The sequence below is a fragment of the Sphingomonas bacterium genome, from assembly GCF_903642285.1.
In the GTDB taxonomy this organism is placed as follows: domain Bacteria; phylum Pseudomonadota; class Alphaproteobacteria; order Sphingomonadales; family Sphingomonadaceae; genus Sphingomonas.
On sequence record NZ_CAHJWJ010000001.1, the window covers coordinates 190,375 to 203,651 of the forward strand.

Genomic DNA, 13,277 nt, shown 5'->3' on the forward strand with positions numbered 1-13,277 from the left:
GTTGTCGGATAGCTGCGGTGTTCTGAAGGATGGTCGGGGAGACAGGATTCGAACCTGCGACATCCTGCTCCCAAAGCAGGCGCGCTACCGGACTGCGCCACTCCCCGGTGAAGCGCGCAGTCGATCAGCGTAGCTAATCGTCAGACGCGCATACCCGGACGGCGCGCCAAAGCGCGACCGACGGCGCGGCTTTGCCGCGACGGGGGGCCGATAGCAAGGGCGAAGTGCGACGCACAAACCCGGACGGCGCTCTACGCGCCGCCTGCCGTTCGCGCCTTGAGGCGCGTTGTAGCTCCGTTACAGCTTGCCCGGCGCGAACCGGCGCGAAATGGTGGGCCCGGCAGGACTTGAACCCGCAACCTATCCGTTATGAGCGGACAGCTCTAACCAGTTGAGCTACAGGCCCACGCGCGCCCGTTCCTAGCCGAGCGAGCGTCCGCTGCAACGAAAAAGGGCGCCCCCGTCTGGAGACGCCCTTTCCGGCAGCAGCGACCGGGCGCGGACGCCCGATCGGGCTTATTGCATGTTCTTCGTCGTCGCCTTGGCATCGTCGCGGACGTTGCTGGCCGCGGCGTTCATGTTGTCGGCGGCATTCGACATCACGGCAGCGGTCGTGACGTTCGACGTGTTGTCGGCAACCGCGTCCATGTTGTCGGCCTGCATTTCCATGTTGTCGGCCAGCATGTCTGCGTTGTTTTCGACTGCGGCGGCTTCGGGCGACTTGTGGCAGGCAGCCACGGTCATCAGGCCGGCGGCAGCGAGAACAAAGGCGATCTTCTTCATTCGTATGCTCCCAAGCATAAATTCGCGGCCGACCCGATTGCCGTCGCGAGGCGTTTTTCATAGCCGAGCTTCCGCACGCGTCAAACCCAATTCATCGTCCGCTAATGTTCGGGTCGCCTGCCGATACCGTTCAGGGACGTCCACCGCGCGGTGCGACCGAACCGATATCCTCCGGCGCGTCGGCGACGATCGCCAGCATCGCGGTCCAGGCGGCGACGTTCTGGCGCAGTTGTTCGGGATCGACCCGGTCCAGCGTATCTTCCGGCGTATGATGCCAGTCGAAATAGCGCAGACCCGACTGGTTGAGATCGATCGCGGCCACCCCCGTCGCCAGCGTGGGTTCGACATCGGTGCCGTCCCCTGCCTTTTCTTGCCCGCGCACGACGCCGATCGGGGCCAGCGCCGCGGCCAGCCGATCACCGACCGCCACCGCGCTTTCGGGCAGGTTGAGGTTCATCCGCCATACCCGGTCGGCCCCGAAATCGGACTCGCTGGCGGTCGCGTGGCGTTCGCCGGCATGCGCCTTGGCATAGGCCACGCCGCCGAAGCCGCCCGTCTCCTCGTCGCCGAACCAGACCACGCGGATGGTGCGGCGCTGCCGGCCGGGGGCATCCATCACCAGCTTGGCCGCCGCGGTCGTGATCGCGATACCGGTGCCGTCGTCGATCGCGCCCGTACCCAGGTCCCAGCTGTCGAGATGACCGCCGATCAGCACGATCCCCGCCTTCGGATCGCTACCCGGGACTTCGGCGACGACGTTGCCGGACGTGCGGGGTCCGACAACGGTCGGCGTCAGGGTCAGGTGCAGTGTAACGGGCTTGCCGAGGAGCAGCATCCGTTCGAGATTTTCCGCATCGGCGACCGACAGCGCGGCGGCAGGGATCGGCGCGACGCCGGCGGGAAAGTTCGTGACACCCGCATGCGGCCCGCGGCCATGGTCGGTACCGATCGACCGGATCACGATCGCCGCCGCCCCCTTCTTCGCGGCGATGGCGGGGCCGACGAAACGCGCGGCACCCTGGCTGCCATAGCTCGAACCGTCCTGCGTCGGGGCCATCTGGTTCGACACGAAAGCGATCCGACCGCCCAGGCTGCCGTCGGGCACCGCCATCAAATCGGACAGCGTGTGGAAATAGGCGACCGGCAGCGTCAGGCCCGCCGCGGGGGTCGCGCCCGAATTGCCGAGCGCGGCCAGGCGCAGCGTCTGCGGGTAGGGGGCGATCACCTCCGCACTTCCCTCTCCGCGCAGCCAGACCGTGTCGAGCTGATAGGGTTCGACATGCACGTTTCTGAACCCCAGCGCCTTCAACTTGGCGACCGCCCAGGTCCGTGCGCGCTCTTCCGCTTCGGTGCCGTCCAGCCGCGGACCGACTTCGGTCGTCAGTCCCTCGACGATCTTGAAGGCGGTGTCGTCGCCCATCGCCTTGTCGCGCAGCGCGGCCACCTTCGGATCGACGGGGACGGCGGTGGGTGCGGTACGTTGCGCGACAGCAGGTATCGCAACCGCCACGATCGTCAGCAAGGCGAGGTTGAGGCGCTTCATCGGTCACTCCCGTCGGATGGATGTCACCCCTTGGTAGGAGCCAAAGGCCCGATCCGGCAAGCGGTCCGAGCGGTGCTGCGTCAGGGTGGCGTTCGTCATGGCGGGACGCTAGAGGGAACGGCAATCTCCAGCCCAGTCCTCAGGAGCGCGAGCCCCCACATGGCCGTCCAATATACCTATGTCATGAAGGGTCTATCCAAGACCTTCCCGGGCGCGAACAAGCCCGTGCTTAACAACATCCACCTGCAATTCATTCCCAGCGCAAAAATCGCCATCATCGGCCCCAACGGGTCCGGCAAATCGACGCTGATGAAGATCATGGCCGGCATGGACCCCGATTTCGTCGGCGAGGCCTGGGCCGCGGAAGGGATCAAGGTCGGGTATCTGGCGCAGGAGCCGCAGCTCGACGCGTCGAAGGACGTGATGGGCAACGTCAAGGACGGGGTGCGGCCGGTGGCCGATCTGGTCGACCGGTTCAATGCGATCTCCGCGGAGATGGGCGATCCGCAGGACGACACCGATTTCGACGCGCTGATGGAGGAAATGGGCGACCTGCAGGCGAAGATCGACGCGGTCGACGGCTGGGCGCTCGACAGTCAGCTCGAACAGGCGATGGAAGCACTGCGCTGCCCGCCCGGCGATTCGGCGGTGACCAATTTGTCGGGTGGCGAGAAACGCCGGGTGGCGCTGTGCAAGCTGTTGCTGGAAAAGCCCGACATCCTGCTGCTCGACGAACCGACCAACCATCTCGACGCCGAAAGCGTCGCGTGGCTGGAAAACTACCTGAAGGAATATGTCGGCAACGTCATCCTCGTGACTCACGACCGCTACTTTCTGGATAACGTCGTCAACTGGGTCCTCGAACTCGATCGCGGGCGCTATTATACGTACGAGAGCAATTATTCCGGCTATCTGGAGAAGAAGGCCAAACGCCTGGAGCAGGAAGAGCGCGAGGAACAGGGCAAGCAGAAGGCGATCGCCGACGAACTCGCCTGGATGCGCCAGACCCCCAAAGCCCGCCAGACCAAGAGCAAGGCGCGCATCCGGGCGTTCGACGAGCTGATGGAGAAGCAGGAGAACCGCGTCGCCGGCAAGGCTGCGATCCTGATCCAGCTGCCCGCACGGCTCGGCGGCAAGGTGATCGAGGCGAAGGGTCTGACCAAGGCGTATGGCGACAAATTGCTGTTCGACGGACTCGACTTCACGCTGCCGCCCGGTGGTATCGTCGGCGTGATCGGCCCCAACGGCGCGGGCAAATCGACGCTGTTCAAGCTCATCACCGGGCAGGAAACGCCCGATACCGGCACGATCGAGGTCGGGTCGACCGTAAAGCTCGGCTATGTCGACCAGAGCCGCGACGATCTCGATCCAAACAAGAATGTCTGGCAGGAAATTTCCGACGAACTGGAGATCTTCCGCTTCGGCAAGCAGGAGATGGGGACGCGCGCGTATGTCGGCGCGTTCAACTTCCGTGGGCCCGACCAGCAGAAGAAGGTCGGGCAATTGTCCGGCGGCGAGCGCAACCGCGTCCATATGGCGAAGATGCTGAAGGAGGGCGGCAACGTCCTGCTGCTCGACGAGCCGACCAACGATCTCGACGTCGAGACGCTGCGCGCGCTGGAAGAAGCACTGGAGACGTTCGCCGGCTGCGCGGTGGTCATCAGCCACGACCGCTTCTTCCTCGATCGCCTGTGCACGCACATCCTGGCGTTCGAGGGCGACAGCCATGTCGAATGGTTCGAGGGGAATTACGAGAGCTACGAGGAGGACAAGCGCCGCCGCCTGGGCGACGCGGCGGATCGCCCGACGCGGCTGGCGTACAAGAAGCTGACGCGGTGACTCGCGCGGCCTCCGGCTTCGGCGGCACCTTGTCGCAGTGGCTGGAGGCCGAGGGGATCGTGTCCGCCGACGCACATGATCTGGGCGACGTCGTGCATGTCAGGGCGCTACTGGTCGAGGCGGCGCGGGAGGGGCGGGCGCTCAGCTATTCGGAACTGCTCGGCAAGCTTGGCCACCGCTTCACCCGACCGCGGATGCGCGCAGTCTGTCGGACGCTCGACGCGATCGACCGTGCTGGCGCGGCGGCGGGGGAACCCGGATTGGCGGTATTGGTGGTGCGCGAAGGCGACCGGCTGCCGGGGCAGGGCTGGTGGGTGGGGCGGGATGCGCCGACGTGGGAAGGATCGGTAGCGCGCGCCTATGTCGACCGGCTCCAGCAAGCGGCGTTCGATTATTGGGCGGGTAGGACCGATAGGTCTTAGGTCAAAGATCGCTGGTTTCGACCTTCAGCCCGGGGATGGTCGATGCTTCGATCGGATCGCCAAATGCCACGTCATGCCGACTGGCATAAGTGTCTCCGGCTACATTCCACATTTGATGGATCACGCGGGCGTTCACGTCTACCACCCAATATTCGGCGATCCCAGCGTGAGCGTAGATCGCTACCTTGTCCGCGGTATCGCGCCGCAGCGTCGTCGACGATATCTCCACGACCAATGCGACCGAGGCTAGTGGTATTGCGCCTTGGCCGCGCGGCTCACGCGTCAGCGTGATATCCGGCATTGGCATATCATGACCGGACGCATGAACGCTCCCGCTCGTTGCCGTAAGATCGCTGCCCAACAGTTCCAACGCACGTCGCAAGCGGTAGGCAAGTTCGTCGCGCGCCCAACCATGAGGACGATATTCGGCATTCATGACGATGATATCCCCGTCGAGCAATTCGGTGCGATGAGGCCCGAAGACACCGGTTTCATCGAGATGTAGATAGTCGTCGACGGTCAGCTTGTATTTTCCGGGTGCGAGGTTTTCATGAAGCGTCACGCAAGCAAAATAACCTGCTCCGCCAATCACCGCAACCGCTTCACGAACACCCGCCCGCCGTCGCGGCGTTCGGTCTGGAAGTTCGGGACCGTTTCGATCAGGTCGCTCAGCCGGTTGAACCCGTAGTTGCGCGCGTCGAAGCTCGACCGGTTACCCGCCAGCTGTCCCATCTCGGTCAGGCTGACATAGCCGCGTTCGTCGCGCTTTACCGCGTTATAGGCGTCGATCAGGAGCTTCAGCAATTCCGGGCCGATCTCTTTCACCTGCTTGGCGCGAACCGCGGCTTTGATCGGCGCGACGGTCCGCTCGCCGCCGATCGACGGGGGCAGGGGCAGCGGCGCAGCTTCTTCCGCTTCGTCGAGCGCGCTGACGTCGATGAAGCGGGTGCAGGCCTGGCGGAACCCCTCGGGCGTACGGCTGGTGCCGAACCCGTAGACGGGAACGCCGTCCTGACGGATCCGCATCGCCAGCGGCATGAAATCGCTGTCCGACGACATGATGCCGAACCCGTCGATGCGCCCGCGGAACAGCAGGTCCATCGCGTCGATCGTCATCTTCATGTCGGTCGCGTTCTTGCCCTTGGTGAGGTCGAACTGCTGCTGGGGTTCGATGCCATGCTTGATCGACATTTCCTGCCAAGGCTTCAGCCCGGGCTTCGTCCAATTGCCATAGACGCGGCGGACATTGACCGTGCCGAGTTCGGCCAGGACCGTCAGCACGGGGTCGAGCGTGGCGGCGGAGGCGTTGTCTGCATCGATCAAGAGCGCGACGTTGCGTGCGGAAATGTCGGTCATCGGTCGGCTCCGGGATAATCGATCGCGACGATCTCGTAATCGCGTGTGCCCGCCGGTAGCACGACGCGGCGGACATCGCCCAGCCCCGCGCCGCGCAGCGCCCGTGCGATCGGCGCGTGCCAGCCGATGCGGCCGGCCCCCGCGTCGGTTTCGTCGTCGCCGACCAGCGTCAGGAGGCGAACATTGTCATCATCGTCCACGACGCGGACGGTCGCGCCGAACCAGATGCGGGTGCGATCGGGTTGCGCGGCGGGGTCTATCACTTTTGCCGCTTTCATCCGTTTCGACAGCCAGCCGAGCCGCCGGTCGATCTCACGCAGGCGCTTGCGACCGTAGATATAGTCGCCATTCTCCGACCGGTCGCCATTGCCTGCGGCCCAGGCGATCGTCTCGACCAGAGCGGGCCGTTCCGTCGCGAACAGCAACTCGTATTCGGCACGCAACGCCGCATAGCCCGCCGGCGTGATGTAATTCGGACGGTCGTCGATCAGCCCGGCCGCCCCTTGCCAAGATACCAGGACAGCGGCGCGGCGGAGGCCCTGCTCTTGGCGCGCGGCGCGTTCATCAGGTCGTACACGACGGCATTTTCCAGCACACGCTCGACATAATTGCGCGTCTCGCCGAACGGGATCGCCTCGATCCAGTCGACCATCTCGACTTGCCCCGTCCGCGGATCGCCGTTTGCCGCCAGCCAACGGTTCACATTGCCGCCGCCGGCATTATAGGCAGCGATCGCAAGCGGATAGCTGCCGTAAAGCAGGTAGATCCGCTGGAAATAACTCGCGCCGATCTGGATCGAAAGATTCGGATCGGCGGTCAGCGCATCGGTGGAATAAGGCAGGCCGAGCTTGCCCGATTGTTCGCGCGCGGTGCCGGGCATCAGCTGCATCAGCCCGCGCGCCCCGGCATGGCTGACCGCCATCCGGTCGAACTGGCTTTCCTGTCGCGCGATCGCATGGACCATCGTCCAGCTATCTTCATAGCCCGCAGGCACGTTGACGGTCGGGAAGCCCGAGGCGGAATAATTTCCCAGACCGTTCGCCGCAGCACTGCGCCCGACCATCACGCCGAGATCAGGGCGGTGGATCTCCAGCGCCAACTGCGTCGCGAGCAGGTGATCGGTGGCCGTCTTCGCGTCCAGCGCGATCTGCTTCACGAACGGCGTCTGGTCCTGCCAGTCGCCGATCCCGCCCAGGAACCGCGTCACACGCACAACCTCGCGCCCGTCGAACGCCGCACGATCCGCCGGTGCTATGGCGACGAGGCCGACGGGCGGCGGCGGCACGAGACGGCGGCCGAGCCGTTCGGTCGCCAGCTGGCCGTAGAATTGATCCCGGTAGGTCGCGGCACGTTCGAGGAATTGCGTCGCCTCGGTCGACCGCCCCGCAGCCTCCGCCGCGCGTGCCGCCCAGTAGAAGCCCTTGGCGCGCGTCTGCGGCGATTGCGATCCGCGGCCATAGCGATCGAACATCGTGAACGCATCCGCCGGACGCCCGAGCTTCTTCAGCGCGACCTGCCCCGCCAGCCAGACGAGATCGGTATAGGCATCGCGCTCCGCATAGGATTTCAGCGAGACGTCGGTACCGGCGGGATAGGCATCGTCGACCTGCCGCGCGATGTCGTACGCCAGCTGATACTGGCCGTCGGCATTCGCGCCCTGCGCGTTGGTCAGCAGCACCTGATACCATTTCGCCGGATCGCCCGGCGGGGTCGCGAAGCTGTGCGGCCGGGCGAGCCAGCTGCGCGCGGTCGGACCGCCATTGTTGTTGCGCAGCCAGATCGCGCGGTCGGCGACGAAGCCCGGATCGCCGGCATAGAGAGCCGCATCGCTCGTCGCGACCATCGCGGCATCCGCGCCGTTGCTGCGCAGCGACAGCCGCGCGGCGAAGACACCCTGTCGCGCCGGGCCGACCAGCAGCAACTGGCGCGCGGCCATGCCGGTCTGGCCAGACCAGAGCAGCGCGTCCATCCGCGCATCCTGATCGGAGGGGGTGAAGGCGGTGCCGAAGCTCGCCTGCAGATACGCCTCGTCCGTCGGCGAAAGGGCACCGCGTCGCCAGGCGTTCCGCGCGGCTTCCACCGCCTCGGCATGCGCGCCGGTCGCGTCGAGCGCACGGGCGAACGCGACACCCCCCGCGCCGGTCTGCGGCGGGAAGCGGCGGAAATAGGCGACGACGCCGCCCGGCGATCCCGTACCCGCCTGCTTTTCCGCGGCGCGGCGTGTGGCGGCCTCGCCCGGCCAGCCGGGATGCGCGGTCAGGAAACCGGCATAGCTGTCGAACGACAGCGCGTCGGTCTGCTGCAACGCGCGCCACTGCGCGATCGTCGCGGCGATACCCGCGTCGGTCGGCGTCGCGGCGGCGGGCGCGACCGGCGCGCCCTGATTGGCCATCTGCGTGCGATACCGGTCGAGCTGGTCCTGATCGACACCGTTCGACGCCGACACGCTCGCCATCGCGGCCAGCAGGATACCCGTCTTGCCGCCAAGTCTGGTCAGTGCCGCTATCATGTGGACAGGATACCGGGCGAACCCTTATCTGTCCTGAACAAAGTGCGACGCGCGCATGCAGTGGCAGAATAATGCGATGTTTTCCGGATCGATCCCCGCGCTCGTCACGCCGTTCGCCGCCGACGGGTCCTTCGATGAGCCGGCCTATCGCGACCTCGTGGAGTGGCAGATCGTGGAAGGGTCGTCCGGGCTGGTGCCCTGCGGGACGACGGGCGAGGCGGCGACCCTGACATCCGCAGAGCATTTCCAGATCGTGCGCGCATGCGTCGATCAGGCGAAAGGGCGGGTGCCGGTGATCGCGGGCGCCGGATCGAACGACACCCGCGTCGCCGCGATAAACCTGCGCGCGGCGAAGGAGGCGGGTGCGGATGCCGCGCTGATGGTGCCGCCTTATTACAACCGGCCGTCGCAGGAGGGCATCTTCCGCCACTTCGAGGCGCTCGGCCGGGACGCTCCGCTGCCGATCATGTTGTACAATGTGCCGTCGCGGACGGTGACGGATATCCAGCCGCAGACGCTGGCGCGGATCGTTGGGGCGTTCCCTGCGATCTTCGTGGCGGTGAAGGATGCGAGCGGGGTGTTGCAACGCGTATCGCAGACCCGGGCGCTGGTCGGCGATGCGTTCTGCCAGCTGTCGGGGAACGACGATCTCGCGCTCGGCTTCAATGCGATCGGCGGGGTGGGGTGCATCTCCGTCACCGCCAATATCGCCCCGCGGCTGTGTGCGGATTTTCAAGCGGCCTGCGCGCGCGGTGACTATGCGGGCGCACGGGCGCTGCACGACCGGCTGTTCCCGCTCCACGAAGCGATGTTCGGCGACGCATCGCCGGGGCCGGTGAAATATGCGATGACGAAGGTGCGGGCAGGGTTTCCGGATGGGATACGGTTGCCGATGACGTGGCCTAGCGAGGCGGCGCGAGCGGCGGTGGATGCGGCGCTGGCGAAAGCGGGCATAGTATAAGCCATGCCCACATGGTTCTGGTGGGGGTCGGCAGTGGCCGTAGCGGGACTGGCGGTAGGCGGCTTTGGCTTGCGGGAATTGAACCGCCAATTCGTCGCGCCCGCGCCCGCGCCACCGCTGCCGCCATTGCTGATAGGTGCAACGGCCCGAGGCGGGAGGTTCTACGGCTGCGAGGCGACCGAACGCATCCAGTCCAATCCGCAATCGCCCGAAATCGCGGATCGTCTGAAATCACTCGCGCCGATCGGTTCATCGTCGATCGAACTGCAAGCGGCACTGCGTGTCCAGGGATTTTCCGACGGAATCCCCTGCACGAATGCGCCAGATATTTTTCATGCGGATTTTCGGCAGAAACGGGGCGGCGGTCTCACCTATGCGGCCGCCGCCACGATTTGGTGGGCGGTCGATGACGATGGGCGGATCCTTTGGACGAACGGCAGAATTTTTTATTCCGGCCTGTAATCACATCCTCCGTCACGCCGGGCTCGTCCCGGCATCCATCGTGCCGCGCGTCCCTCACGCTTCCGGTTTTGCGGCACGATGGACGCCGGGACAGGCCCGGCGTGACGGGACAGCGGGAACCCTCATTCGGCCAGACGGATAGCGAGCGTCAGCACATGAAGTCGCCTTCCCCTCCCGCCCCCGATCCTCTACATCCCCGCCTTCCATGCCGCGTCCCAAACCCGCCACCTTCGAGAAGACGAAGATCGTCGCCGAGAACCGCCGTGCGCGGTTCGATTATTCGATCGATACGATCTACGAGGCGGGCATCGTGCTGACGGGTACCGAGGTGAAAAGCTTGCGCGACGGCACCGGGTCGATCGCCGAAAGCTATGCCGAGGTGAAGAGCGGCGAGGTGTGGCTCGTCAATTCGAACGTCCCCGAGTTCAGTCATGGCAACCGGTTCAACCATGAGCCCAAACGTCCACGCAAACTGCTGCTGAACGGGCGCGAGATCGGGAAGATGCACGCGGCGGTGTCGCGCGACGGCATGACGCTGGTGCCGTTGACGGTGTATTTCAATTCGACGGGCCGGGCGAAGATCGAACTCGCGCTCGCCAAGGGCCGCCAGGCGCATGACAAGCGCGAGGCGAGCAAGGAGCGCGACTGGAAGCGCGAGCAGGGGCGGATCCTGCGCGACCGTGGCTGAACCCGTGCGGTCCGGGATAGCGGCGTGGGTCTGGAACCATGTGCCGACACGCGACAGCTTCGAGCGCAATCGCTGGCTTCGGCCGGTCGCGCATCTGGTGCTGGCCCCCGCCTTGTGGCGCTTCACGCGGCGGTCGGTGCCGCGCGGGGTCGCGCTGGGGCTGGTGATCGGTACGCTGCTGCCGATCGCGCACATGCCGCTCGCCGCGATATTGTGCTTGCCGCTGAAGGCCAATGTGCCGGTGGCGGTGGGGACGACGCTGCTCAACAATCCGGTGACGGTGCCGATCCTGTGGGTTGCGGCCTACAGGATCGGCCGCTGGGTGCTCAGGCTCGATGCGACGGTGCCGGGTCGTCCGATCATCCACGAAGTCGAGGCGAATGCGGGCTGGATGCATTGGCTGATGGTCGAGGTGGGTCCGGCCACGATGATCGGGCTGCTGATCATCGCGGCGGCGCTCGGCGTCGCCGGCTATGCCGCGAGTGCGATCGGATGGCGGGTCTGGATCGCGCGGAAATGGCGTAACCGCCACGTCATGAAGCATAATTGACGATGGCAGCGCATGGCGTAGAACCGCGTATCTTCCGTCCCGATCGAGGATCATCGATGCGCAAACCGGTTCTCGTCGCCCTGTTGCTCGCCTCAACCATGTCCGGCGTCGTCGTCGCGCAATCCACGCGCAAGACCGGCACGGTCGCCAATGCCGCGGCGGGACCGGTCGCGCCAGCGTCGGCGGGGGGCCCGCAGATCGGCGCGTTCGGCTTCGACATGGCGGGCCGCGACCTGTCGGTGGCGCCGGGGACCGATTTCTACGATCATGCCGACGGCGCATGGTTCAACGCGACGCAAATCCCTGCGGACCGATCGTCCTACGGCATGTTCCACGTCCTGCAGGACCTGTCGCTGACGCGCACGCGCGGCATCCTGGAAGACGCGGCCAGGACGCCGGGCGACAAGGTCGGCGATTTCTATTCGAGCTTCATGGACGAGGCCGCGGTGAACGCGAGGGGGCTGGAGCCGGTCAAGCCCTGGCTCGCCGCCATCGCCGCCGCGCCCGACCGCGACGCGCTGCTGCTGGAAATGGCGACGCTGCAGCGGCAGGGGGTCGGCGGGATGATCGGCATGGGGGTCGGGCAGGACGACAAGGACCCCGAGACCTATGTCGCCAGTTTCCAGCAGGGCGGCCTCGGCCTGCCGGACCGCGATTTCTACCTGAAGCAGGATGCGCCGATCGTCGCGGTGCGGATCGCCTATCTGGCCTATCTGACCAAGATGCTGACCCTGTCGGGAGTGGACTCCGATCGCGCAGGCCCGCGCGCCGCGGCGGTGATGGCGTTCGAGACGGACATCGCCAGGGCGCATTGGGACTCGATCCGCAACCGCGACGCGGACCAGACCTACAACAAATGGACCGCCGCCGATTTCGCGACGAAGGCACCGGGAATGCCCTGGGCGCGCTACATGACGGCGCTCGGGATAGCCGGGCGACCCTATTATCTGGTCGCGCAACCGAGTGCGGTGAGCGGCGAGGCGAAGCTTTTCGCCGCCGCATCGCTGCCGGTGCTGCGCGATTATGCCACGCTGAAGCTGCTGCGTGCCTATGCGCCGTATCTGCCCAGCGACATCGACAAGACGAACTTCGCCTTCTACGGGACCGCGCTATCCGGGACGCCCGAGCAGCAGGTCCGCTGGAAACGCGGCGTGTCGGCGACCAGCGGCGCGCTGGGCGAGGCGATCGGGCAGGTCTATGTCCAGAAATACTTCCCGCCCGATGCGAAGGCGGCGGCCGACCAGCTGGTCGGGAACGTCATCGCCGCGATGGGCGAGCGGTTGCGCGATCTGGAATGGATGGCCCCCGAGACGAAGGTGAAGGCGCAGGCGAAGCTCGCCGCGTTCACGCCGAAGATCGGCTATCCCAAAAAATGGCGCGATTATTCCGCGCTGGTGGTGACGCGCGGCGATCTGGTGGGGAATGTCGCGCGGGCGAACGCGTTCGAATATGATCGCGGACTTCGCAAGCTCGGCAGCCCGCTCGACCGGGGCGAATGGTTCATGACGCCGATGACGATCAACGCCTACGCCAACCCGACGATGAACGAGATCGTCTTCCCGGCGGCGATCCTGCAGCCGCCCTTCTTCGATCCGAAGGCGGACCCGGCGATCAACTATGGCGGGATCGGCGCGGTGATCGGCCACGAGATCAGCCATCATTTCGACGACCAAGGCCGTAAATACGATCTGACCGGCAAGCTCACCGACTGGTGGACGCCGCAGGACGTGGCCAGGTTCAAGACCTTCACCGACGCGCTGGTGAAGCAATATGACGCGTACGAACCGCTGGCGGGCCAGCATATCCAGGGCGGGCTTACGCTTGGCGAGAACATCGCCGATCTGGCCGGGCTGACCGTGGCGCTCGACGCATATCACAAGTCGCTGGGCCGGCAGCCGGCACCGGTGATCGGCGGGCTGACCGGCGACCAGCGTTTCTATTATGGCTGGGCGCAGGTGTGGCGGATCAAGTACCGCGATCCCGCGCTTCGCCAGGCGCTGCTCAGCGATCCGCATTCGCCCGGCCATTACCGCGCGCTGACGACGCGCAACCTCGACCCGTGGTATGCCGCGTTCGGCGTGAAGCCGGGGCAGGCGATGTACCTCGCGCCCGAAGCGCGCGTGCGGATCTGGTAAGACATAAAATGGAACGGGGAAGACCACGG

Annotated in this window: 13 protein-coding genes and 2 tRNA genes; 7 read left to right on the plus strand and 8 right to left on the minus strand. The window is 65.9% G+C overall.

Features of this window, described 5'->3' with window-relative positions:
* Positions 1 to 30: 30 nt before the first annotated feature.
* The 4 genes from HUU99_RS00950 to HUU99_RS00965 form a co-directional block, all read right to left on the minus strand.
* Positions 31 to 107: transfer RNA gene (locus HUU99_RS00950), tRNA-Pro, on the minus strand.
* A gap of 222 nt (positions 108 to 329) precedes the next feature.
* Positions 330 to 406: transfer RNA gene (locus HUU99_RS00955), tRNA-Ile, on the minus strand.
* Between the two features lie 110 nt (positions 407 to 516).
* A complete protein-coding gene (locus tag HUU99_RS00960) occupies positions 517 to 783 on the minus strand; it encodes a hypothetical protein (RefSeq protein WP_174284684.1) in 267 nt (88 codons plus the stop codon).
* A gap of 130 nt (positions 784 to 913) precedes the next feature.
* The gene (locus tag HUU99_RS00965; RefSeq protein ID WP_174284685.1) at positions 914 to 2,326 is read right to left on the minus strand and encodes a M20/M25/M40 family metallo-hydrolase; all 1,413 of its coding nucleotides are present in this window, start codon (positions 2,324 to 2,326) and stop codon (positions 914 to 916) included.
* 159 nt (positions 2,327 to 2,485) lie between these two features.
* Between HUU99_RS00965 and ettA the strand changes: the two genes are divergently transcribed.
* Positions 2,486 to 4,165, plus strand: coding sequence for an energy-dependent translational throttle protein EttA (gene ettA, locus HUU99_RS00970; protein ID WP_174284686.1), 1,680 nt, complete (start codon positions 2,486 to 2,488; stop codon positions 4,163 to 4,165).
* Entirely contained in the window at positions 4,162 to 4,587 is a 426-nt protein-coding gene (locus HUU99_RS00975; RefSeq protein ID WP_254602842.1) for a ribose-phosphate pyrophosphokinase, read from the plus strand. Before ettA ends, HUU99_RS00975 begins: the two co-directional genes overlap by 4 nt.
* A 1-nt stretch (position 4,588) precedes the next feature.
* Here the strand turns inward: HUU99_RS00975 and HUU99_RS00980 are convergent, their stop codons facing one another.
* From HUU99_RS00980 to HUU99_RS00995, 4 genes are read right to left on the minus strand one after another with little or no spacing between them, the layout of a single operon-like run.
* Positions 4,589 to 5,179, minus strand: coding sequence for a Uma2 family endonuclease (locus tag HUU99_RS00980; RefSeq protein WP_254602843.1), 591 nt, complete (start codon positions 5,177 to 5,179; stop codon positions 4,589 to 4,591).
* Positions 5,176 to 5,943 carry an NYN domain-containing protein gene (locus HUU99_RS00985; protein WP_174284687.1) on the minus strand — a complete coding sequence of 256 codons (768 nt, stop codon included), beginning with the start codon at positions 5,941 to 5,943 and terminating at the stop codon, positions 5,176 to 5,178. The genes HUU99_RS00980 and HUU99_RS00985 overlap by 4 nt, the downstream gene beginning before the upstream one ends.
* Entirely contained in the window at positions 5,940 to 6,431 is a 492-nt protein-coding gene (locus HUU99_RS00990; RefSeq protein ID WP_174284748.1) for a GreA/GreB family elongation factor, read from the minus strand. The genes HUU99_RS00985 and HUU99_RS00990 overlap by 4 nt, the downstream gene beginning before the upstream one ends.
* Positions 6,431 to 8,452 carry a lytic transglycosylase domain-containing protein gene (locus tag HUU99_RS00995; RefSeq protein ID WP_174284688.1) on the minus strand — a complete coding sequence of 674 codons (2,022 nt, stop codon included), beginning with the start codon at positions 8,450 to 8,452 and terminating at the stop codon, positions 6,431 to 6,433. Before HUU99_RS00995 ends, HUU99_RS00990 begins: the two co-directional genes overlap by 1 nt.
* A 76-nt stretch (positions 8,453 to 8,528) precedes the next feature.
* On the opposite strand from HUU99_RS00995, the gene dapA reads away from it, so the two are divergent.
* The 5 genes from dapA (at position 8,529) to HUU99_RS01020 (ending at position 13,248) form a co-directional block, all read left to right on the plus strand.
* Positions 8,529 to 9,413 carry a 4-hydroxy-tetrahydrodipicolinate synthase gene (gene dapA, locus HUU99_RS01000; RefSeq protein WP_174284749.1) on the plus strand — a complete coding sequence of 295 codons (885 nt, stop codon included), beginning with the start codon at positions 8,529 to 8,531 and terminating at the stop codon, positions 9,411 to 9,413.
* A gap of 3 nt (positions 9,414 to 9,416) precedes the next feature.
* Positions 9,417 to 9,875 carry a hypothetical protein gene (locus tag HUU99_RS01005; protein ID WP_174284689.1) on the plus strand — a complete coding sequence of 153 codons (459 nt, stop codon included), beginning with the start codon at positions 9,417 to 9,419 and terminating at the stop codon, positions 9,873 to 9,875.
* Between the two features lie 205 nt (positions 9,876 to 10,080).
* Positions 10,081 to 10,563 (plus strand): SsrA-binding protein SmpB, encoded by a 483-nt coding sequence (gene smpB / locus HUU99_RS01010; RefSeq protein ID WP_174284690.1) that lies wholly within the window; start codon positions 10,081 to 10,083, stop codon positions 10,561 to 10,563.
* The gene (locus HUU99_RS01015; protein ID WP_254602844.1) at positions 10,556 to 11,113 is read left to right on the plus strand and encodes a DUF2062 domain-containing protein; all 558 of its coding nucleotides are present in this window, start codon (positions 10,556 to 10,558) and stop codon (positions 11,111 to 11,113) included. The genes smpB and HUU99_RS01015 overlap by 8 nt, the downstream gene beginning before the upstream one ends.
* Positions 11,114 to 11,169: 56 nt before the next feature.
* Positions 11,170 to 13,248, plus strand: coding sequence for a M13 family metallopeptidase (locus HUU99_RS01020; protein ID WP_174284692.1), 2,079 nt, complete (start codon positions 11,170 to 11,172; stop codon positions 13,246 to 13,248).
* Positions 13,249 to 13,277 lie beyond the last annotated feature (29 nt).

Excerpts from the sequence above, each read along its gene's own strand:
- HUU99_RS01020 (WP_174284692.1), top strand. The coding sequence starts at position 11,170 with ATGCGCAAACCGGTTCTCGTCGCCCTGTTGCTCGCCTCAACCATGTCC.
- ettA (WP_174284686.1), top strand. The coding sequence starts at position 2,486 with ATGGCCGTCCAATATACCTATGTCATGAAGGGTCTATCCAAGACCTTC.
- HUU99_RS00985 (WP_174284687.1), bottom strand. The coding sequence starts at position 5,943 with ATGACCGACATTTCCGCACGCAACGTCGCGCTCTTGATCGATGCAGAC.
- HUU99_RS01005 (WP_174284689.1), top strand. The coding sequence starts at position 9,417 with ATGCCCACATGGTTCTGGTGGGGGTCGGCAGTGGCCGTAGCGGGACTG.
- dapA (WP_174284749.1), top strand. The coding sequence starts at position 8,529 with ATGTTTTCCGGATCGATCCCCGCGCTCGTCACGCCGTTCGCCGCCGAC.
- HUU99_RS00995 (WP_174284688.1), bottom strand. The coding sequence starts at position 8,452 with ATGATAGCGGCACTGACCAGACTTGGCGGCAAGACGGGTATCCTGCTG.
- smpB (WP_174284690.1), top strand. The coding sequence starts at position 10,081 with ATGCCGCGTCCCAAACCCGCCACCTTCGAGAAGACGAAGATCGTCGCC.
- HUU99_RS00960 (WP_174284684.1), bottom strand. The coding sequence starts at position 783 with ATGAAGAAGATCGCCTTTGTTCTCGCTGCCGCCGGCCTGATGACCGTG.
- HUU99_RS00965 (WP_174284685.1), bottom strand. The coding sequence starts at position 2,326 with ATGAAGCGCCTCAACCTCGCCTTGCTGACGATCGTGGCGGTTGCGATA.